This window comes from Actinoplanes ianthinogenes, from assembly GCF_018324205.1.
GTDB classification, from domain to species: domain Bacteria; phylum Actinomycetota; class Actinomycetes; order Mycobacteriales; family Micromonosporaceae; genus Actinoplanes; species Actinoplanes ianthinogenes.
Genome location: NZ_AP023356.1, coordinates 6102357 through 6123125, shown reverse-complemented (window position 1 = coordinate 6123125; position 20769 = coordinate 6102357). Strand labels below are relative to the sequence as shown.

The 20769-nt window shown below is 72.5% G+C and carries 19 protein-coding genes; 3 read left to right on the top strand and 16 right to left on the bottom strand.

The features are described from left to right. Positions 1-206: 206 nt before the first annotated feature. Positions 207-1067 carry a ComEA family DNA-binding protein gene (locus tag Aiant_RS27770; protein WP_425322718.1) on the bottom strand — a complete coding sequence of 287 codons (861 nt, stop codon included), beginning with the start codon at positions 1065-1067 and terminating at the stop codon, positions 207-209. Between the two features lie 208 nt (positions 1068-1275). On the opposite strand from Aiant_RS27770, the gene Aiant_RS27765 reads away from it, so the two are divergent. Together Aiant_RS27765 and Aiant_RS27760 are read left to right on the top strand one after the other, a co-directional pair. Then, positions 1276-2037 (top strand): putative protein N(5)-glutamine methyltransferase, encoded by a 762-nt coding sequence (locus Aiant_RS27765; RefSeq protein WP_189336211.1) that lies wholly within the window; start codon positions 1276-1278, stop codon positions 2035-2037. A gap of 10 nt (positions 2038-2047) precedes the next feature. After that, a complete protein-coding gene (locus Aiant_RS27760) occupies positions 2048-2869 on the top strand; it encodes a DUF1444 domain-containing protein (RefSeq protein ID WP_189336212.1) in 822 nt (273 codons plus the stop codon). 33 nt (positions 2870-2902) lie between these two features. Here Aiant_RS27760 and Aiant_RS27755 read toward each other — a convergent pair whose 3' ends face one another. The 7 genes from Aiant_RS27755 to pepN all read right to left on the bottom strand — a co-directional run bounded on the left by Aiant_RS27755 (position 2903) and on the right by pepN (position 10052). Continuing rightward, a complete protein-coding gene (locus Aiant_RS27755; RefSeq protein WP_189336213.1) occupies positions 2903-3751 on the bottom strand; it encodes a DegV family protein in 849 nt (282 codons plus the stop codon). A 34-nt stretch (positions 3752-3785) separates the two neighbouring features. Further along, positions 3786-4199: a hypothetical protein gene (locus Aiant_RS27750; protein WP_189336214.1), complete on the bottom strand. Its 414-nt coding sequence runs from the start codon at positions 4197-4199 to the stop codon at positions 3786-3788. Positions 4200-4234: 35 nt separating this feature from the next. Further along, complete coding sequence (locus tag Aiant_RS27745; protein ID WP_189336215.1) at positions 4235-4858, bottom strand: histidine phosphatase family protein; 624 nt, start codon at positions 4856-4858, stop codon at positions 4235-4237. After that, a complete protein-coding gene (gene rsfS / locus Aiant_RS27740; RefSeq protein ID WP_189336216.1) occupies positions 4855-5259 on the bottom strand; it encodes a ribosome silencing factor in 405 nt (134 codons plus the stop codon). Before rsfS ends, Aiant_RS27745 begins: the two co-directional genes overlap by 4 nt. Positions 5260-5299: 40 nt before the next feature. Next, positions 5300-5905 (bottom strand): nicotinate-nucleotide adenylyltransferase, encoded by a 606-nt coding sequence (nadD, locus tag Aiant_RS27735; protein ID WP_189336217.1) that lies wholly within the window; start codon positions 5903-5905, stop codon positions 5300-5302. A gap of 26 nt (positions 5906-5931) precedes the next feature. Beyond that, positions 5932-7434, bottom strand: a complete 1503-nt coding sequence (locus tag Aiant_RS27730; RefSeq protein ID WP_189336218.1) for an ATP-binding protein — start codon at positions 7432-7434, stop codon at positions 5932-5934. 119 nt (positions 7435-7553) lie between these two features. Beyond that, complete coding sequence (gene pepN / locus Aiant_RS27725; RefSeq protein WP_189336219.1) at positions 7554-10052, bottom strand: aminopeptidase N; 2499 nt, start codon at positions 10050-10052, stop codon at positions 7554-7556. Between the two features lie 252 nt (positions 10053-10304). Here pepN and trpS point away from each other — a divergent pair, with 252 nt between their 5' ends. Beyond that, positions 10305-11294 carry a tryptophan--tRNA ligase gene (gene trpS, locus Aiant_RS27720; RefSeq protein WP_189336220.1) on the top strand — a complete coding sequence of 330 codons (990 nt, stop codon included), beginning with the start codon at positions 10305-10307 and terminating at the stop codon, positions 11292-11294. Here trpS and Aiant_RS27715 read toward each other — a convergent pair. The 8 genes from Aiant_RS27715 to Aiant_RS27680 form a co-directional block, all read right to left on the bottom strand. Continuing rightward, on the bottom strand, positions 11283-11702 hold the full coding sequence (locus tag Aiant_RS27715; RefSeq protein ID WP_189336221.1) for a GNAT family N-acetyltransferase: 420 nt from the start codon (positions 11700-11702) through the stop codon (positions 11283-11285). The genes trpS and Aiant_RS27715 overlap by 12 nt on opposite strands. Before the next feature lie 57 nt (positions 11703-11759). Next, positions 11760-13256: a GTPase ObgE gene (obgE, locus tag Aiant_RS27710; protein ID WP_189336222.1), complete on the bottom strand. Its 1497-nt coding sequence runs from the start codon at positions 13254-13256 to the stop codon at positions 11760-11762. 140 nt (positions 13257-13396) lie between these two features. Then, on the bottom strand, positions 13397-13654 hold the full coding sequence (gene rpmA, locus Aiant_RS27705; protein WP_189336223.1) for a 50S ribosomal protein L27: 258 nt from the start codon (positions 13652-13654) through the stop codon (positions 13397-13399). Between the two features lie 8 nt (positions 13655-13662). Further along, positions 13663-13977, bottom strand: coding sequence for a 50S ribosomal protein L21 (gene rplU, locus Aiant_RS27700; protein ID WP_014688346.1), 315 nt, complete (start codon positions 13975-13977; stop codon positions 13663-13665). Between the two features lie 161 nt (positions 13978-14138). Continuing rightward, on the bottom strand, positions 14139-14648 hold the full coding sequence (locus tag Aiant_RS27695) for a hypothetical protein (RefSeq protein ID WP_189336224.1): 510 nt from the start codon (positions 14646-14648) through the stop codon (positions 14139-14141). A gap of 105 nt (positions 14649-14753) precedes the next feature. Next, positions 14754-17903, bottom strand: coding sequence for an Rne/Rng family ribonuclease (locus Aiant_RS27690; protein ID WP_189336225.1), 3150 nt, complete (start codon positions 17901-17903; stop codon positions 14754-14756). A gap of 130 nt (positions 17904-18033) precedes the next feature. Next, complete coding sequence (locus tag Aiant_RS27685; protein WP_229831407.1) at positions 18034-18729, bottom strand: TIGR03936 family radical SAM-associated protein; 696 nt, start codon at positions 18727-18729, stop codon at positions 18034-18036. Positions 18730-18819: 90 nt separating this feature from the next. Beyond that, the gene (locus Aiant_RS27680; RefSeq protein WP_189336226.1) at positions 18820-20763 is read right to left on the bottom strand and encodes a TIGR03960 family B12-binding radical SAM protein; all 1944 of its coding nucleotides are present in this window, start codon (positions 20761-20763) and stop codon (positions 18820-18822) included. Positions 20764-20769: the final 6 nt, after the last annotated feature.

Genomic DNA, 20769 nt, shown 5'->3' with positions numbered 1-20769 from the left:
AGCCATCCGCGCCGGGCCCGCCCCGGTCCCCTGGCGCCAGGCTCGGCCGGTCAGCGCACCGGCCCCCGCCACGATCAGCGCCACGCCCCCACCGACCGCCGCGACCCGGGCCGGCTGATAGAGCGCCACCACCGAGGCCAGCCACACTCCCACCGCGAACCCGGCCAGCCGCAGATCCGGCACCACCCGCGCCGCGACCGGGCGACTCACACCGTCACCAGGTCTTTGAGCTGCTCATACCGCGAGTCCCCGATCCCGTCCACCTTGCGCAGGTCACTGACCGCCCGGAACCCGCCCTGCGCATCCCGGGCGTCCAGGATCCGCTGCGCCAGCACCGGCCCCACCCCGGGCAGCGTGTCCAGCTCCGCCAGCGTCGCGGTGTTCAGATTGACCAGCCCACCGCCGGACCCGCCCGACGCCGCCGGCCCCGGCACGGCGGTCTGGCCCGGCGGCGGACTCACCCCGACCATGATCAGCTCACCGTCGGTGACCTTGCGGGCCAGATTTAGCCCGGCCACGTCCACCCCCGGCTCCGCCCCGCCGGCCGCGGTCAGTGCATCAGCCACCCGGGCACCGGGCGCCAGCCGGACCAGCCCCGGCTTGCGAACCTTGCCCCCGACCGCCACCACCACCTCGGCCGTGCCGCCACCAACGGCCGGGGAACCGACGGCCGAGGCGGCCGGGGGAACGGCCGGCGGTCCCGGCGCGACCGGATCCACCCGGGGCCGCGCCCGCCACGCCAGAAACGCCGCGACCAGCACCACCACCACCGCGACCCCGAGCAGCGCCCGCACCCCGGGCCGCCCCGGGTCGAACGCCCGCAACCACCCCCGGGACTCCTCGAACGCCCCCTTCCCGGGAAGGGCCGGCTCCGGTCCGGCCGCCGGCTCCCCCTCGAACTCCCAGGCATACGTGTCCCCGGAAGGACGCGCCCAGTCCGGCACCCCAGCACCTCCGGAAACCCGGGCAGGCACCGGAACCCCACCGGCCCCCCGATCTCTGGCAGGCAAACCACGCTCATCCCCTCTGCCACCTGGTTGATCGTCGGCCTCCGACCAGGCCGGGATGATGTCCGACCAGCGCAGCGGCCCGCCGCGCCCGGCCAGGTCCCCCGGCGCCGCCGGTCCTGCGTCCCGCAGCGCCCGCATCCGGGCCGCCACGACGTCGTCGGTATCCTTCGCCTCTCGCACGGCGCTGAAGTCTGCGACTTCCGCCCGGGCGGGGCCGGTCCCGCTGTGGACAACCCGGCACTGTGGACAACTCCGAGGACGGCGAGTGACCCGAGACCAGGCAATCCTTCAGCTCCGCGCGGCCGGCTGCGTGTTCGCCGAGGAGGAGGCGGACGTGCTGGCCGAGGCCGCCGCCGACGACGCCACGATGCGGGCGCTGGTCGGTCGGCGCTGCGCCGGGGAGCCCCTGGAGCAGGTGGTCGGTTACGCCGACTTCGGCGGCGTCCGGGTCCGCCTGCGCCCCGGCGTCTTCGTCCCCCGGGTCCGCAGCGAGTTGCTGGTCCGCCTGGCCGCCGACGAGGCGGCCGGTCATCCGGAGCCGCTGGTGGTCGACCTCTGCTGCGGCTCCGGCGCGCTCGGCCTGGCGGTCCGCCACCGACTACCCGGCATCACCCTGCACGCCGCCGACCTGGACCCGGCCGCGGTCGCCTGCGCCCAGGACAACCTCGGCGAGAACGTCCACCAGGGCGACCTCTTCACCGCCCTCCCCGCGCCGCTCCGCGGCCGGATCACCGTGCTGCTCGCCAACGTCCCCTACGTAGCCATCCGCCATCTGGAGTTCCTGCCGGCCGAGGCCCGCGACCACGAGCCGGCGACCGCCCTGGACGGCGGCGACGACGGCCTGGCCGTTTTCCGGGCGGTCCTCGCCGGGGCGCGGAGCTGGCTGGCCCCGGACGGCCTGCTGCTGTCCGAGATCACCGAGGCGCAGGTCGGCGCGGCGGTGGCAGCCGTCGACGAGAATGGATTGACGCCCGCAGTCCACACCGACGATGATCTCGACGCCCGTGTGATCACCGCGAGACGTTAGGGGCAGTGCTGTGGGGCTCCTTCGCAGGCTGGTCCGCGCCCGGCTGGCCGCCCGATGCATCCGGCGGCTGCGTCGCGCCGGCATCCCGGGCGCCCGTTACGACCGCGCCCGTTTCGCGGTCCGCTGCACGCTGCCGGGCGACACCGAACCGACCATCCTGCCGCTCGCGCCGCTGCTCGGCCGCGGCCGCCGGGAGCTGGACGCCTACCTGGCGGGCGTGTTGCGTACCGGGACGGTGCCGGACGTCTGGGCGGACGCCGCGCCGCGGCTGCGTCCGGTGCTGCGCGGCGGCGCGCCGGGTGCGGCGCTGCGCCGTCCGGCGTTGCCGCACCTGTCCGAGTTCGTGGTGGTCGACCATCCGGAGACCATCACGTACGTCACTCCGGACCAGCTGGCGACCTGGGGCGTCACCGCCGAGCAGGCGTTCGCCGCGGCGCGGGACAACCTGTCCGGCGCGGTGCTGCGCGGGACTCCGGCGAACAAGCCGGTGGTGGTCCGGTTCGTCGACGACGGGAATGCGTACTGGACCTCGCACCTGCTGCTGCCCGGCTGGCTGGACCAGCTTGCCGGGCAGGTCGGCGGGCGGCCGGTGGCCTTCGCCCCGGAACGCGGGACGTTGCTGGTCACCGCGGACGACAGCGATCTGCTGCGGGGGTTGTTCGCGCAGGCCGAGGAGATCTACGCGAGCTCGGCGCGGTCGCTGACCCCGATGGCCTACGTCAGCGATCCGGACGGCTGCACGGTCCCCTACTCCGCGCCGCCCGGCCACCCGCTGCACGACGCGGTGACGCGGGCCGAGCAGATCCTGGCCGACGAGGAGTGGCCGGAGTGATCAGCCGCCGGCGCGTACCGTCAATGGGGTTGATCAGGCACGCCGGTGCACGACGACGCCGGCCAGTCCCGGGCCGGTGTGTGCCGCGACCACCGCGCCCACCTCGGTCAGATAGCAGTCCTGCAGCCGGTCGCCGAGTCGCATCGAGATCGCGTCGACCAGCGCGTTCGCCCGCTCCGGGGTGCCCAGGTGGTGGACCGCGACGTCGGCCTCACCCGGCCCGGCGGCCTCCACCGCCAGGTCGACCAGGCGGCTCAGCGCCCGCCCGGCGGTGCGGACCTTGTCCTTGACCACCACCACGCCGTCCGCCACGTGCAGGATCGGCTTGACCGACAGGGCGGTGCCGACCAGCGCCGACGCGGCCCCGATCCGGCCGCCGCGGCGCAGGAACTCCAGCGTGTCGACGTAGAAGAAGGTGCTGACCCGGGCCGCGTGCTCGACCGCGGCCTGCTCCACCGCGGCCAGGTCGTGCCCCTGCGAGGCGGCGAAGGCGGCGGCCAGCGCCGGGAAGCCCAGGCCCATCGCCGCGGTGCCGCTGTCCACCACCCGCACCTGCGGGCCGATCTCGGCGGCGGCCAGCTGGGCCGCCTCGAAGGTGCCGGAGAGCTTGGCGGACAGGTGCACCGAGACGACACCGTCGGCGCCGCCGTCGAGCAGCCGCCGATACTGCTCGGCGAACTGGGACGGGGCGGGCCGGGAGGTGCTCACCGAGGAACGGCGCGCGCCGAGAGCCCGCGCCACCTCGGCCGGGGAGATCTCCAGGCCCTCGATGCCGTCCCACCCGTTGATCACGACGGTGAGCGGCACGATGGTCAGCTCATAGCGCCCGTCGAGCTCGGCGGGCAGATAGGCGGTGGAATCGGTGACGACCGCGATGGCCATGCTGGAACTCTACTGATCGCATGCCCGCCGGGGATCAGCGTGGCGTGACCGAGGACACCATGAACGGCTCGCCCTGCTGGCAGGTGGACATCATGCCGGGTTTCGGGACGCCGGTGACCTGCACCTGGCTGCCGACCGGCGCCGACGCGCGGAGCGTCTCGTCCTGGAAGACGAGCAGGTGGGTGGACGAGCCGTCCTGCAGCAGCAGGCAGCCCGGCTCCACGCCGGCCGTCACCGTGCCGCTGATGGTGGTGGTCGGGCCGCTCGCCGGTTTGGTGATGGTCAGCTCCGGCAGTGGGCTCGACGGAGCCGCGGAGGGCGCGGCCGCGCTGGGCGAGGCGACGACGGACGGGGCGGTGCCGGCCGACCCGGCCTCATCCTGCGGCCGCGCGCAGCCGCCGAGGAACAGCGAGAACAGGACGGCGGGGATGACGATGCGACGGATCATGGCAGTTGGACGCTCCGGGTCGAAGGATGGTTCCGTCAGACCGGTGGCGGGACCGGCCGCTCGGCGAAGACGCCCACGTTGTACGCCCCCAGCTGCCACCCACGCGCCTCGTCGTGGGACAGCTCGACCCAGTGACAATTCTGCAGGGCGCGCAGCGTGCGGATCTGCTCGCGGGGCCAGCCGAGCAGGTGCGCGACGCCCTGCCGGACCGCCGCCCCGTGCGTGGCGACCACCACGGTGGCGCCCAGCGTGGCCGCGTCCTCAAGCGCGTCGCTGACCCGTTTGCCCAGCACGTCGAGGTCCTCGACGTCGCCGCCGACCTCCTCGCCGGCTTTCCACCGGGCGAACTCGAGCGGCCTCGCGAGAGCCACCTCGTCCATGGTGAGGCCCTGCCAGGCGCCGAAGTGCCGCTCGCGCAGCCGCTCGTCGTGGGTCACCGCGTGCCCGGTCAGGGCGGCCAGCGCGGCGGCGGTGTCGGCGGCCCGCCGCAGATCGCTGGAGACGATCGCGTCCGGCCGCATCGCCGCCAGCAGCTCCGCCGCCTGCGCCGCCTGCCGGCGACCGAGGTCGTTGAGCGGCACGTCGGTCTGCCCCTGGACGCGGCTGCCCGCGTTCCAGTCGGTGTTGCCGTGCCGCCAGACCAGCAGGCGGCGGGTCACGGAGCCTCGGTGCCCGTGGCACCGGCGTCGACCATGTCACGGTCGACGAACGGAATCGTCGGGCAGTCCTTCCACAGCTTGTCCAGGGCGTAGAACTCGCGCTCCTCGGAGTGCTGCACGTGGACCACGATGTCGATGTAGTCCAGCAGCACCCAGCGGCCCTGACGCTCGCCCTCGCGCCGCACCGGTTTCGCCTTCTCCGGCAGGTTGACCAGGGCTTCCTCGATGGCGTCGACGATCGCGACCACCTGACGCTCGTTCGACGCGGAAGCGATCACGAAGGCGTCGGTGATGGCGAGCTGGTCGCCCACGTCGATGACGGAGATGTCCTGCGCCTTCTTGTCGGCGGCGGCCTGCGCGGCCGTCATCGCCAGTTCGTAAGCGCGCTCGTTAATCGGCAAAAGAGCCCCTTCAATCGGGTTCATGAACAGGTCAAGTCTCTCACGCGGGTCCGACAAACCCCGAGTCCCGATACAGCCCTCGCTTGTTGATGTACTGCACGACACCATCCGGGACCAGGTACCAGACCGGGAGACCCTCGGCGACCCGCCGGCGGCAGTCGCTCGACGAGATGGCCATCGCCGGCACCTCGACCAGGGTCACGCTCTCCTCCGGCAGGTTCGCCGCGGAGAGCTCGAAGCCCGGCCGGGTCACCCCGATGAAGTGCGCCAGGCCCAGCATGGTCAGGGCGTCGCGCCAGGACATGATCCGGGCCAGCGCGTCCGCGCCGGTGATGAAGTACAGCTCGGCGGACTGTCCGTAGACGGCCCGCATGTCGCGCAGGGTGTCGACGGTGTAGGTGGGCCCGTCCCGGTCCATGTCCGCCCGGCTCACGTGGAAGCGCGGGTTGGAGGCGGTGGCGATCACCGTCATCAGGTAGCGGTCCTCGGCGGGCGAGACCTTTCCCTTTTCGTACGGCTGCCCGGTCGGGACGAACATCACCTCGTCCAGCTGGAACCGGGCCTGCACCTCACTCGCGGCGACCAGATGGCCGTGGTGGATGGGATCGAAGGTCCCACCCATGATCCCGACGCGCCTGCTGGACATCGGAGAAGAATAGCGTCGAAGCTGGTTCAGCCGTCCAGTCGTTTCCGGACGGCGGTCAGCAGGTCATTGGCGGAGAACGGCTTCTCCAGCAGCACGACGCCGGGGTCCAGGTTCCCCTGCGAGGCCAGCACCGGCTGGGCATAACCGGACATGTACAGCACCCGCGTCTTCGGGCGCACGTCGGTCAGCCGCTCGGCCAGCTCCTTGCCCAGCATCCCGGGCATCACCACGTCGCTGAGCAGCAGATCGATCTCGCCGGGGTGCCGGGCCGCCACCTCCAGGGCCGTGGCGCCGCACTCCGCCGTGAGCACCTGGTAACCCGCGCCGGAGAGGATCCGGCCGGCCACGTCGCGCAGCGCGTCCTCGTCCTCGGCCACCAGCACGGTCTCGCCGTGCCCGCGGGTGGCGGCCGGCGCCTCCTCGGCCGTCTCCGGCACCACCGGCTCGCCGGCCGGGAGCAGCACGGTGACCGTGGTGCCCAGGCCCGGCTCGCTGGTCAGGCTCACCTCGCCGCCGGCCTGGGTGACGATGCCGTAGACGGTGGCCAGGCCGAGGCCGGTCGCCTCGCCCTTGGGCTTGGTGGTGAAGAACGGGTCGAACGCCCGGTCCACCACGTCGGCCGGCATCCCCCGGCCGGAGTCGCAGATCCGCAGCCGGACCCGGTCACCCAGGCTGCCGGTGTCGATCACCAGGTTGCCGCCGTTCGGCATCGCGTCCCGGGCGTTGGCCACCAGGCTGGTCAGCATCTGCTCGACCTGCCCGGGGTCCCAGGTGACCGACGGCAGGTCCGGGCCGGGCCGGTAGAGCAGGGTGACCTGGTCGCCCAGCGACGCGCGCAGCGTCTCCTCCAGCTCGCCGATAACCGCGTTCAGGTCGAGCGGCTGCGGCCGGACCACGTCCCGGCGGGCGAAGGCGAGCAACTGGTGGGTGAGGTCGGTGCCGCGGGTGCCGGCCCGGACCACCTGCTTGGCGTCGGCCGCGATCGCCGCCAGGTCGGGCTCGGCGGCCTCGGCCTCCTCGATCACGAAGTTGGCGTAGTTGAGGATCACGCCGAGCATGTTGTTGAAGTCGTGGGCGATGCCGCCGGCCAGCTGACCGAGGCTCTCCAGCCGCTGACTGCGGTGGGTGTGCGCCTCGGCGCGCAGCCGGTTCTTCTCCTCCTCGGCGCGCAACCGGTCGGTGACGTCGCGGACCACCGTGACGGCGAACCGGCCCTGCGGCGTCTCGACGATCGCGGTGGACGACTCGACCGGGAACTCGGTGCCGTCCCGGCGGCGGGCGCTGGTCACCACGGTGCCGATCGAGCCGGGCCGGCCGGACAGGATCAGCTCCTGGCGCTCCGGCACCAGGGCCCGGGACCCGTCGGTGAGCAGGACGTCGACGGACTGGCCGACCAGCTCGGCGCTGGGCCAGCCGTACATCTGCCCGGCCCGGTCGTTGGCCAGCACGATCCGCATGCCGTCGAGGACCAGGATCGCGTCCGGCGCGGCCTGTAACAGGCCGCTGGACAATTCAGCGGACCATTCCACGCATTCACCCCCGCAGCATCAGGCTACGGGTTCGAGACGCATAAAACCGGAATTTCGGTCACCCGCGCGCCAGCGAAGCCCCGCGCGAGCCGAAGCCCCGCGCCGGTCGAGGTCACACGTCAACCGAGGCCGCGGGCCAGCAGCGCACGCCGCATGTCGTCGTCGTTGTCCTGCACCACCCGCCGCAGGATCGGGTTCACCCCCGGCCCGGCCAGCAGCCCGGCGGCCAGCTCCCGGGTCCGCTCGGCGACCATCACCGCCGGGAACGCCGCGAGCGCGATCTTCTCGGCGCTCATCCCCGAGCGGATCCGCATCATCTCCGGCATCTCGGCGAAATACCGCGCCACATACGGCTCCAGCAACTCCCGCTGCTCGGCCTGCCAGAATCCGATCGCGGTCAGCTCGGCCAGCCGGTTGGAGAGCGCGGCGTCCCCGACGATCGCCGCCCACGCCGCCTCCTTGGCCGCCGGGTCGGGCAGCGCGGCCCGGCACCGGGCGGCCCACTGCTCGCCGCTCGCGCTGCGGTCGGCGGCCAGCTCGGCCTCGATCCCCGCCGGGTCGGTCGCACCCAGCACGGCCAGCCGGTACCGGATCAGCCAGCGCAGGTCGGCGTCGACGGCCAGCCCGTCCGGCACCCCGTCGCCGGCCAGCCAGTCGCGCAGGCGGGCGGTGTCGACGGTGGCGCCGATCAGTCCGCGCGCCGCGACCAGCTGCCGGGAGCCACCGGCCGGGGACGCGGCGAGCAGCCGGTCGGCGGCCTGGGCGACCAGTTCCAGGGCGGCCGGGCGGGTCTCCGCGGTGGCGTACCGGTCGACCAGGCCACGGGTGGCGCGCAGCACGTCCTCGACGATCACCGTCTCGGTCTCCACCGGCAGCGCGGCCAGCACCAGGGTGACCAGCTCGGCCACCGGGCGCTCGCCGTCGACCACGGAGTCCAGCATCGAGGCCCAGATCACGGCGCGGGACAGCGAGTCGGTGAGCAGCGGGAGCAGCAGCGGGACGGCGGCGGCCGACTCGTCGTCGAGACGGATCTTTCCGTACGCCAGATCCCCGTCATTGAGCAGCAGAAGGTCGGCCACCCGCTGCCCGGCCAGCCCCGGCAGCACGGTCCGCCCGGTCGCGTCCAGTTCCGCCTCGATCAGCTCCCGCCGGACGACGGCACCGTCCCGGTGGTCGTACAGCCCGATCCCGATCCGGTGCGGCCGCAGCGTGCCGTACCCCTCCGGCGCCGTCTGCACGACCGCCACCTCGGCGTACGTGTCCCCGTCCCGCCGCACCTCGGCCCGCAGCGTGTTCACCTGGGCACGGCGCAGCCAGAGCTCGGCCCAGCCGGACAGGTCCCGCCCACCGGACTTGGCGAGCGCCCCGAGCAGGTCGGCGAGCGTGGCGTTGCCGTACGCGTGCGCCTCGAAGTGCGCGTTCACCCCGGCCAGGAACGCCTCGTCGCCGAGCCAGGCGACCAGCTGCTTGAGCACCGAGGCGCCCTTGGCGTACGAGATCCCGTCGAAGTTCAGCAGCGCCTGGTCGGTGTCGGCCACCTCGGACGGCGCCACCGGGTGGGTGGACGGCCGCTGGTCGGCGCGCAGCCCCCAGGCCTTGCGGTGCAGGGCGAAGGTGGTCCAGGTGCCGGTGAACCGGGTCGCCTCGGCGGCCACCCGGGAGCCCAGGTACTCGGCGAACGACTCGTTCAGCCACAGGTCGTCCCACCAGGCCATGGTGACCAGGTCGCCGAACCACTGATGGGCCATCTCGTGGGCGATCACGCTGGCCCGGTACTCCCGCTCGGTGTGCGTCATCGCGGAGCGGGGCACCAGGTCGTCGCGGAACACCACGATGCCCGGGTACTCCATCGCGCCGAAGTTGAACTCCGGGGCGAAGGCCTGCTGGTAGTGCCCGAACGGGTAGCGGATCTCGAACATCTCGTGGAACCGGTCCAGGCACTGCTTGGTGACCTCGAAGATCTCCGGGGCCTGGGCGTCCAGCTGCTCGGCGAGGGCGGCGCGGGCGTACAGCGTCAGCGGGATGCCGTCGTGCTCGTCGACGCACGCGTGCCAGGGGCCGGCGATCAGCGAGGCCAGGTACGTCGAGATCCGCTCGGTGGCGGCGAACTCCCAGCGCCCGCCGTCCCGGGAGACCAGCCGCCCGTTGGTGGCCACCGTCCACTCGGCCGGGGCGGTCACGCTCACCCGGAACGACGCCTTCAGGTCGGGCTGGTCGAAGCAGGGCAGCACCCGGCCACCGTTGTTGATGAACAGGTGCTGGTAGAGGTAGACCGCGCCGTCCGCCGGGTCGGTGTAGCGGTGCAGGCCCTCGCCGTTGTTCGAATACCGCATGGTCGCGTCGACGACCAGCTCGTTCGTCTCGGCCAGGCCGTGCAGCGCGAGCCGGGCGCCGTCGGCCGCGGTGGCCGGGACCGGCTGCCCGTTCAGCGTCATCGAGGCGATCGCGACCGGCTCGAACTCGACGAAGGTGGCGGCGCCGGACCGGGCCCGGAATCGGACCACGGTGCGGGACCGGAAGGTGTCACCGTCCCCGGTGAGATCCAGGTCGACGTGGTAGCTCTCGACGTCGACGAGGGACGCCCGTTCGGCGGCCTCGGCACGGGTCAGGGTCGGCATGCCGACAATCATGCCGGTAACCCCCCGCGCCCCGTGCAGGCACGTCGGTGATCTCTTGCCGGCCGACCGGTGGCCGCGCTACCTTCGTCCCATGCGCGCGTTGCGAAAGAACTGGTGGCGGCCCTGACCGGGCGGCTACTCCTGCACGCGTGACCTCTTCCGCGGCCGCCCACTCCGGGCGGCCGTTTTCGTGTCATCACCAGGTCTCCGGGGTCGGGCGGTCAGTCGTACCGAAAGAATCGGAGACCTGTCATGACCATCACCGTGACCGCCGCGCCGACCCGGACCCGCCGCCTCACCGGCTTCCAGTCGACCGGCAACCTGCACCTGGGCAACCTGCTGGGCGCGATGCGCCCGCTGATCGCGGCGCAGGACGCCGCGGACTCCGTCGTGCTGATCGCGGACCTGCACGCGATGACCGTCGAGCACGACCCCGCCCAGGTCCGCGCCTGCGCGCTGGAGCAGGCGACGATCATGCTGGCCGCCGGGGTGGACCCGGAACGCACCCCGATCGTCCTGCAGTCCCAGGTCCGCGAGCACACCGAGCTGCACTACCTGCTGGAGTGCGTGGCCGGGTACGGCGAGGCGGCCCGGATGATCCAGTTCAAGGAGAAGTCGGCGGCCGGCGGCCCGGTCCGGCTCAGCCTGCTCACCTACCCGGTGCTGATGGCCGCGGACATCCTGCTCTACGACGTCGACCAGGTGCCGGTCGGCGAGGACCAGAACCAGCACCTGGAGCTCACCCGCACGCTCGCCGTCCGGTTCAACACCAGGTACGGCGAGACCTTCCGGGTGCCCGAAGGGGTCCGCCCGGACTCCGCGGCCCGGATCATGGACCTGGCCGAGCCGGCCGCCAAGATGAGCAAGAGCACCGGCACCGGCCGGATCGGCCTGCTGGACCCGCCCGAGGTGATCCGCAAGACCGTCGCGCGGGCCGCCACGGACACCCTCGCTCTGGTGCGCCGGGACCGGGCGAACCAGCCCGGCGTGACCAACCTGATCGACATCCTGGCCGGGTGCACGGGTCGCGCGCCGGCCGACCCGACCTCCTACGCGGCACTGAAACGGGAGGTCGTGGACGCGGTGGAGGCGCTGCTCGCGCCGATCCGCGCGCGGCACGGTGAGCTTTCGGCAGACCCGGCTTTCGTACGGCGGGTGCTCGCGGACGGCGCCGAGCGGGTACGCCCGACCGCCGCGGCCACGGTGCGCCGGGCCCGCGCCGCGATCGGGCTACTGGACTAACGCGGGGAGCCGCTTCTCGAAGCGACTCCCGGCGCCGGGCAGTTGGTGATACCCCGAGGACTGGCAGAGGGCGCTCACCGCGGGCAGGTCGGTCTCCACCCGGATGACCGGGCAGCCCGCGGCGAACGCCTCCTCCTCGACCGCCACGATCAGCTGGCGGGCCAGGCCGCGGCCGCGGAACGCCGGGCGGACGTACATGCGCAGCAGCTCGGCGGCCCCGCGCTCGGGGGCCCGCCAGGCGGCGCAGGCGACCGCCCGTCCGTTCACCACCCCGATCAGATACGCCACGTCATCGTGCGGCTCGAATATCGCGGCCGCCCCGGGCACCGACTCGGCCATCTCGCGCTGCTGAGCAGTGGCGAGAGCGGCAAGTTCGGGGTCAAGGGCGGGTCGCGATTCGATCAGCACAGAGGTGACTCTAGGTGATGACCGTTTCCTGCGGGTTGCGCTGATCTGGACGGTCCGCTATTCGTCGGTGTCGTCCTCGTCGGTAACCAGCACCGGCAGCTGCGAGTTGGCGACGCTGGTGACCGTGCCGTCGGCGGCCATGTGCGCGATCTCGTCCTCGGAGCGCACCCGCCGGGCCTTGCGGGCGGCGAGCCGCTGCGCCGCGGAGGGCCGGTGGTCCAGCTCCTCCAGGCGGGCGTCGCTGCCGCGCGGGCCGGAGACGTACTCACCGGCATTCGGCTGCCAGTCGAACTCGCGGGTGCCGATCCGGACCGGGTCGCCGGCCTGGGCGCCGAGCTTGCCGAGCTTCTCCTCGACGCCGAGCCGCTCCAGCCGGTCGGCCAGGTAACCGACCGCCTCGTCGTTGTCGAAGTTGGTCTGCTTGATCCAGCGCTCCACCTGGGCGCCGCGGATCACGTAGACGCCGTCCTCGTCCTGCTCGATGGTGAAGCCGGTGTCGTCCACCGCGCGCGGGCGCAGCACCACCCGGGTCGCCTCGACCACCGGCTTCGCGGCCCGGAACTCGGCGACGGCCTTGGCCAGCGCGTAGTTGAACTCCCGGAGACCCTCCCGGGTCACCGCGCTCACCTCGTACACCTGGTAGCCGCGGGCCTCCAGATCCGGCCGGACGATGTCGGCCAGGTCCCGCCCGTCCGGGATGTCGATCTTGTTGAGCGCCACCAGCCGGGGCCGGTCCTCCAGGCCGCCGTAAGCGCTGAGCTCGGCCTCGATCGCGTCGAGGTCGGCCAGCGGGTCCCGGTCGATCTCCGGGGTGGCCGCGTCCAGCACGTGCACCAGCACCGAGGTGCGCTCGATGTGCCGGAGGAACTGCATGCCCAGGCCCTTGCCGGTGGCCGCACCGGGGATCAGCCCGGGCACGTCCGCGATGACGAAGGTCTCCTCGCCGGCCTGCACCACGCCGAGGTTGGGCACCAGGGTGGTGAACGGGTAGTCGGCGATCTTCGGCTTGGCCGCGGAGAGCACCGAGATCAGCGACGACTTGCCGGCCGAGGGGAAGCCGACCAGGCCGACGTCGGCGACGCTCTTCAGCTCCAGCACCACGTCCAGCTGGTCGCCGGGCTCACCCAGCTCGGCGAAGCCGGGCACCTTGCGGCGGGTGTTCGCGAGCGAGCGGTTGCCCCGGCCGCCACGGCCACCGCGGGCCACCTCGAACTCGGTGCCGGTGCCGACCAGGTCGGCCAGCACCTCGCCGTCGGTGGTCAGCACCACCGTGCCGTCCGGCACCTTGAGGACCAGGTCCTTGCCGTTCGCCCCGTCCCGGTTGGCGCCGGCGCCACCGCCGCCGTTGCTCGCCTTGACGTGCGGGTGGAAGTGGAAGTCCAGCAGGGTGTGCTGCTGCGGGTCGACGACCAGCGTGATGCTGCCGCCGTGCCCGCCGTTGCCGCCGTCCGGGCCACCGAGCGGCTTGAACTTCTCCCGGTGCACGGAGACACAGCCGTGCCCGCCGTCACCCGCTTGCAGGTGCAGCACGACCCGGTCGACGAACGTGGTCACTTCGGCACTCCTCGCTTCTCCGGCCGCGGCCGTTCCCTGTTCGCCCAACGCCGGCCAGGGTCACCGTCTTCCCGCACGCTTTCCGCACAAACAAAAGCGGGCCGTGGACCTCGAGAGGTCCGCGGCCCGCTTCGGCAGTATTACTCCGCGACCGGCACGATGCTGACGGTCTTGCGGCCACGAGCCGTGCCGAACAGCACGTTGCCCGCGGAGAGCGCGAACAGCGTGTCGTCCGCGCCCCGGCCGACCAGGTCGCCCGGGTGGAACTTGGTGCCACGCTGACGGATCAGGATCTCGCCGGCCTTGACGAGCTGGCCACCGAAACGCTTGACGCCGAGGCGCTGAGCGGCGGAGTCACGGCCGTTACGCGAGCTGGATGCACCCTTTTTGTGAGCCATGTCTACGCCTACTTCCCGCTCTTGATGCCGGTCACCTTGACGCGGGTCAGCGGCTGGCGGTGACCCTGGCGTTTGTGGTAGCCGGTCTTGTTCTTGAACTTGTGGATCCGGATCTTCGGACCCTTGGTGTGCTCGGCGATCTCGCCGGACACCGTAACGTTGGCAAGCTTGGCCGCGTCGGTCACCAGGTTGTCACCGTCGACGAGGAGGACCGCGGCGAGCGTCAGAGCGTCGCCGGGCTCGCCCACGAGCTTCTCGACCTCGATCACGTCGCCCTCGGCAACCTTGTACTGCTTGCCGCCGGTCTTGACGATCGCGTACATAGGACGCGGACTCCCTGAGACTTACGCAGCCGGAAAATAAGCTGCTGGCGGATACTGCTTGGAGTCCCGGCGAGGCCGGCTGGGCCGCGCGCACGGAACAGGCGCCGAAAAAGCGCCGTCGGCAAGCCTACTTCATCGGCGTGCCGAGAGCCAAAACGGGGTTAACTCTTGCCGCAGGCCTTGGCCAGCTTGGCGCTGATCCCGGCGAGCTGTTTGTCGTCAATCTTGGCGAAATCACCCTTGAGTGCGGTCACCTGGGCGCCCATCGAGGCGAGCGCCTTCTTCAGCGACGGGTCGGAGGTGAGCTTCGACATGTCCAGGAGGGCGTACGCGTACCCGTCCACGGTCCGGGCCACCTTCTCCTTGGCCCGCGCCCGAGCCTCCGCGCCCTGCGCCTTGGCGCCCTTGAAGACCTGGTAGTCGGCGGCGAAGTTGGTGCCGAAGCTCTCTCCGGTCCGCTCCGCCTGGGCACAGATGGCCTTGGTGTCGGCGGACAGCGCGGCGTCGGCGGAGGCGGCCACCGCGGGGTCGGCGGCGGCGGTGGTCGCCGCGGCGGTGTCCGTGGCCGGCGTGGGAGCCGCCGCGGTGGGCTCCTGCTTGTCGCCGCCGGAACAGCCGGCGCCGAGCAGGGCGAAGGACAGGGCGGCCACGGCCGCGAAGTGACGTCGCACGGGGATCTCCTCGGGGGACGGGGATCAGTCCGCCGAGGGTAACGGAAAACCCGCCCCGGTAGTTAACCTTCTTTACAGCTAACTTCCGGGGCGGGTCTCAACAAGCTAGGGACGGGTGCGGCGGCGGGTGCTGCTCCGGCGGGACCGGCGGCGACCGGTACCGGCGGCGACCGACTCGTCGTCGTCCTCGTCCTCCTCGGCGGCGTCCGGGTCGTCCGCGCCGACCAGCCGCATCGGCTCCACGTCGGCCTCGTCCACGGACTCGTACCGGGACAGGTCGTAGCCGCTCATGTCGTAGTCGTCGTCGTCCGAGGTGGTCAGCGCCGGCTGCACCGGCCGGATCACCCCGGACCGGATCACGCCGGAGCCGGCGACCGGGGCCGCCGGAGCCTCCGGCGCCGGTGGCACCTCGGCCACCTCCGCCGCCGGACCGGTCTCCTCGGCCTCGGGCTCGATCACGGCCACCGGCTCGATCACCGGCGACTCGACCGGCTCGACCGCCGCGGGCTCGCCACCCCGGCGCCGCCGCGACCGCCCGGTGGTGGCCGCCGGCTGCGCCGGAGCCTCGGTACGCGCGGCCGCCGCCACCGCCTTCACCTGGGTGCCCGCGCCGCCGCCGCCGCCGTTGCCGCCGTTCGACCGCTTCTCCGGCACCGGCTCGGGGTGGATCACCACGCCCCGGCCCTTGCAGTGGTCGCAGGTCTCGCTGAACGCCTCGAGCAGGCCCGCGCCGATCCGCTTGCGGGTCATCTGCACCAGGCCGAGCGAGGTGATCTCGGTGACCTGGTGCTTGGTCCGGTCCCGGCCCAGGCACTCGGTCAGCCGGCGGAGCACCAGCTCCCGGTTGCTCTCCAGCACCATGTCGATGAAGTCGATCACCACGATGCCACCGAGGTCGCGCAGCCGCAGCTGACGCACGATCTCCTCGGCCGCCTCCAGGTTGTTGCGGGTGACCGTCTCCTCCAGGTTGCCGCCCGCACCGGTGTACTTGCCGGTGTTGACGTCGACCACGGTCATCGCCTCGGTCCGGTCGATCACCAGGTGACCGCCGGACGGGAGGAAGACCTTGCGGTCCAGGCCCTTGAGGATCTGCTCGTCGATCCGGTGCTCGGCGAAGACGTCGGCCACCCCGGTGTGCCGGTGCAGCCGCTCGACCAGGTCCGGCGAGACCGAGTGGAGGTAGCTCTCCACCTCGGCGTACGCCTGCTCGCCCTGCACGACCAGCTCCCGGAAGTCCTCGTTGAAGAGGTCCCGGACCACCCGGATCACCAGGTCGGGCTCCTCGGAGAGGGCGCGCGGGGCGTTGCCCTCGGCGGCCTTCGCCTGGATGTCCTCCCACTGCGCCTGCAGCCGCTTCACGTCGCGGGCCAGTTCGTCCTCGCTGGCGCCCTCGGCGGCGGTCCGGACGATCACGCCGGCGCCGTCCGGCACCAGCTTCTTCAGGATGTCCCGGAGGCGCTTGCGCTCGTTGTCCGGCAGCTTGCGGCTGATCCCCGAGGCGTTGCCGTTCGGCACGTAGACCAGGTGCCGGCCGGAGAGCGCGATGTGGCTGGTCAGCCGCGCGCCCTTGTGCCCGATCGGGTCCTTGGTGACCTGGACCAGCACCGAGTCGCCGGAGCGCAGCGCCTGCTCGATCGAGCGGGCCCGGCCCTCCAGCCCGGTGGCGTCCCAGTTCACCTCGCCGGCGTACAGCACCGCGTTGCGGCCCCGGCCGACGTCGACGAAGGCGGCCTCCATGCTGGGCAGCACGTTCTGCACCTTGCCCAGGTACACGTTGCCGACCATGGTGCCGGAGGTGGCCCGGGCCACGTAGTGCTCGACCAGGATGCCGTCCTCGAGCACGGCGATCTGGGTCCGGTCGGCCTTCTGCCGGACGACCATGACGCGGTCCACCGCCTCGCGGCGGGCCAGGAACTCCGACTCGCTCAGGATCGGCGGGCGGGTCCGGCGCTGCTCGCGGCCGTCCCGGCGGCGCTGGCGCTTGGCCTCCAGCCGGGTCGAGCCGGAGACGCCCTGCACCTCGTCGGTGCGGCGCGGCTCGCGGACCCGGACGACGGTGTGCACGCCGTCCTCGATGCCGCCGGTCTCGCCGTCCCCGCTGGAACCCTTGCGGCGGCGACGCCGGCGGCGGCGGGTGACGCCACCCTCGCCGTCCTCGGACTCCTCGTCCTCGCCGTCCTCGTCCTGGACCGCCTCGGCGTCCTCGGTCTCGTCCGACTCCGCGTCGGCGTCCTCGGCCTCGTCCGACGGGCCCTTGCCCCGGCCCCGGCCACGGCGGCCACGGCGGCGGCGCCGGCGGCCACCGGTCTCGTCGTCGTCCGACTCGTCCTCGACGCCGTCCTCGACGTCGTCGGCGGATTCGTCGGCCTCGTCCACGTCGTCGTCCAGCACCGGCTGCTCGACCGCGGCGGCGACCGGCTCGGCGGCCGGCTCCTCGGCGGCGCCCCGGCGCCGGCGGCGGCTGCGCCGGGTGCCCTCGGCGGGCTCCTCGGCGCTCTCCGCCACGGCGGTCTCGGTGACGGCCTCGGCCGGCGCGTCGCCGGCCGGGACCGCCTCGGCGGGCGCGGCCTCGGCGGCCGGCGCGAGCGGGTCGGTGACCGGGCGGCGGCGCCGGCTCGCCGGAGCGGGCGTGGCCTCGGTGGCCTCGGGCGGCATGAACAGCACGGCCGGGGGCAGCGCGGCGCGGCGCGCCCTGGTCGGCTTGGCGGGCTGCTCCTCGACGAAGTCGTCGTCCAGCGGGAGGATGCCGACCACCGGAACGTCGGCGGGCTTCTCCTCCTCGGCCGGCTCCTCCTCGGCCGGAGCGACGGGCTCGGCCGGAGCGACCGGCCCGGCCGGAGCGACCGGCTCAGCCGCGGCGACCGGCTCGACCGGCACCTCGGCCACCGGAGCGACCGGCTCGGCCGGGGCAGCGGCCTTGCGGCGGCTCCGGGTGGCCTTCTTCACCGGAGCCGGTGCGGGAGCCTCGGCCGGGGCCTCGGTGATCTCGGCGGCCGGCGGCTCGGCAGGCGCCTCCGGAGCGGCCGCCTTGCGACGACTCCGGGTGGCCTTCTTCACCGGGGCGGGAGCCTCGGCCGGGGCCTCGGCGTCCGCGGCCGGCGCCGGGTCGGCGGCGGGCTCGGCCGCTTTCCGGCGTGTGGTCCGCGTCCGGCGGACCGGGGTGGTAGCGGTGGCGGCATCGGCGGGCGGGTTAACCGCCCCGTCCCGTTCGCCGCCCTGTTCTCCCAGGTTGGCTGGGGGCTCGTTATCGAGCATGGGCGCTCTCCAGTTCTGGCGGCCCCGGGCGCGGGTGAGCGCTGCCACGCAGGGTCGCTGCAAGTGTTTCGGGCCCGTCCGAGCCGGACGGGCTGCCGAAGTCTGTCAATGAACGCCGGCCGGAATCCGGTCAGCGCTCGCCGATGCCGACGGCCTGTCGATCCGCCTCCAACGGATCGACGATCTCCCCCTGCGCGGTGAGTGTGCCCTGGGCCAGCCGGGTTACCCGAGGGGGAACCGGCGGCTCCAGGCCGGCCACCACGCGCAGGCCGGAAAGGACGTCATCGGGCCGCACAGCGGGCGTTACCTGCCGTACGACAAGGTCGATTATCGCACACGGTACTCCACCGGCCCCGGAAGGTAGGTCCGGCTCGCTTACCACCATGCACCTGTTCACCGCCGCGCGCGCGTCGAACGACCGGCGGCCCTGCTTCGTCATGCGTTCGACCAGCACCTCGTCGGCGGCCAGGAAGGCGGCCACCGCGTCGCGCGCGGCGTCCGGATCGACCTCGAACAGCTCCAGGCGCCACCGGGAGGCGTCGATCCGGTCGGCCAGGCTGCCCTCGCCGGCCCCGACGGCCTCCAGCACGTCGAGGCCCGGGGAGAGGGCCGCGTCCAGGGCGACCCGCAGCTGCTCGGGATCGACCACGGCTTGCAGGCCGATCTCCAGGTACTCCGCCTCGCTGCCGACGCCGGTGGGCGCGGCACTGGCGTACGAAATCTTGGGGTGTGGGGTGAAACCTTGGGAGAAGGCGATCGGGACACCGGCGCGGCGCAGCGCGCGCTCGAAGGCGCGCGCGAAGTCCCGGTGCGAGGTGAAGCGCAGCGGTCCGCGCTTCGCGTAGCGAAGGCGGATCCGCTGCACGACCGGGGCCTGACCGCCCACGGGCTGGTTCTTCGGGGGAATCGTGTACTCCTAAACGGGGACCCGCAGTCCGTTCACCGGGGTCAGGGGAAGAAGCTTCTTACCGGTCGGACCGATCTGGATCTCGGTGTCCATCGACGGGCAGACGCCGCAGTCGAAGCACGGGGTCCAGCGGCAGTCGTCCTGCTCGAACTCGGACATCGAGTCCTGCCAGTCCTGCCAGAGCCAGTCCTTGTCGAGGCCGGAGTCGAGGTGATCCCAGGGCAGGACCTCGGCCTCCTCGCGCTCGCGGGTGGTGTACCAGTCGAGGTCGACGCCGAACGGCTCCAGGGCCTCGGCCGCGGCCTCGACCCACCGGGCGTAGGAGAAGTGCTCGGACCAGCCGTCGAACCGGCCGCCCTTCTCCCAGACCGCGCGGATGACCTGGCCGACCCGGCGGTCGCCGCGGGACAGCAGGCCCTCGATCAGCGACGGCTCGCCGTCGTGGTATCGGAAACCGATCGCCCGGCCCAGCGAACGGTCACTGTTGATCGCCTGCTTGAGCATCTTCAGGCGGCCGTCGATGACCTCGGGCGTGTCCATTTTCGCCCACTGGAACGGGGTGTGCGGTTTCGGCACGAAACCGCCGATCGACACCGTGCACCGGATGTCCTTGGTGCCGGCGGCCTCGCGGCCGGCCCGGATCACCTCGTGCGCCATCTCGGCGATCTCCAGCACGTCCTCGTCGGTCTCGCTGGGCAGGCCGCACATGAAGTACAGCTTCACCTGCCGCCAGCCGTTCGAGTACGCCGTGACGACGGTCCGGATCAGGTCCTCCTTGGTCACCATCTTGTTGATGACCTTGCGGATCCGCTCCGAGCCGCCCTCCGGCGCGAAGGTGAGGCCGGTGCGCCGCCCGTTGCGGGACAGCTCCTGGGCCAGGTCGATGTTGAACGCGTCGACCCGGGTGGACGGCAGCGACAGCGAGACGTTGGTGTCCTTGTACTGCTCGGCCAGGCCGGAGCACATGTCACCGATCTCCGAGTGGTCGGCGCTGGAGAGCGAGAGCAGGCCGACCTCGCTGTAGCCGGAGAACTCCAGGCCCTCCTTGACCATCTGGCCGACCGTGGTGATCGACCGCTCCCGCACCGGGCGGGTGATCATGCCGGCCTGGCAGAACCGGCAGCCCCGGGTGCAGCCGCGGAAGATCTCCACGGCATACCGCTCGTGCACCGTCTCGGCGAGCGGGACCAGCGGCTTCTTCGGGTACGGCCAGGCGTCGAGGTCCATGGTCGTCCGCTTGGCCACCCGGAACGGGACGTCCGGACGGTTCGGCACGACCCGCTGGATGCGGCCGTCGGGCAGGTAGTCGACGTCGTAGAACCGGGGCACGTAGATGCTCTCGGTCCGCGCCAGGCGCAGCAGGATCTCGTCCCGCCCGCCGGGGCAGCCCTCGGCCTTCCACTCCCGGATGATCCCGGTGATCTCCAGGACCGCCTCCTCGCCGTCGCCGAGCACGGCGGCGTCGATGAAGTCGGCGATCGGCTCCGGGTTGAAGCTGGCATGCCCGCCGGCCAGCACGATCGGGTCCTCGACCGTGCGGTCCTTGCTCTCCAGCGGGATCCCGGCCAGGTCGAGCGCGCTCAGCATGTTCGTGTAGCCGAGCTCGGTGGCGAACGACAGGCCGAGGACGTCGAACGCCCGGACCGGGCGATGCGCGTCGACGGTGAACTGGGGAACCCCGTTCTCCTTCATCAGCGCCTCGAGATCGGGCCAGACCGAGTAGGTCCGCTCGGCCAGCACGTCCGGCTGCTCGTTGAGCACCTCGTAGAGGATCTGCACGCCCTGATTGGGCAGGCCGACCTCGTAGGCGTCGGGGTACATCAGCGCCCACCGGACGGTGGTGGCGTCCCACTCCTTGACAACGGCGCCGAGCTCGCCGCCCACGTACTGGATCGGTTTGCTGACCCGGGGCAGCAGCTGCTCGAGCTGCGGGAAGACGGAACTCACGCTCATGGGTGT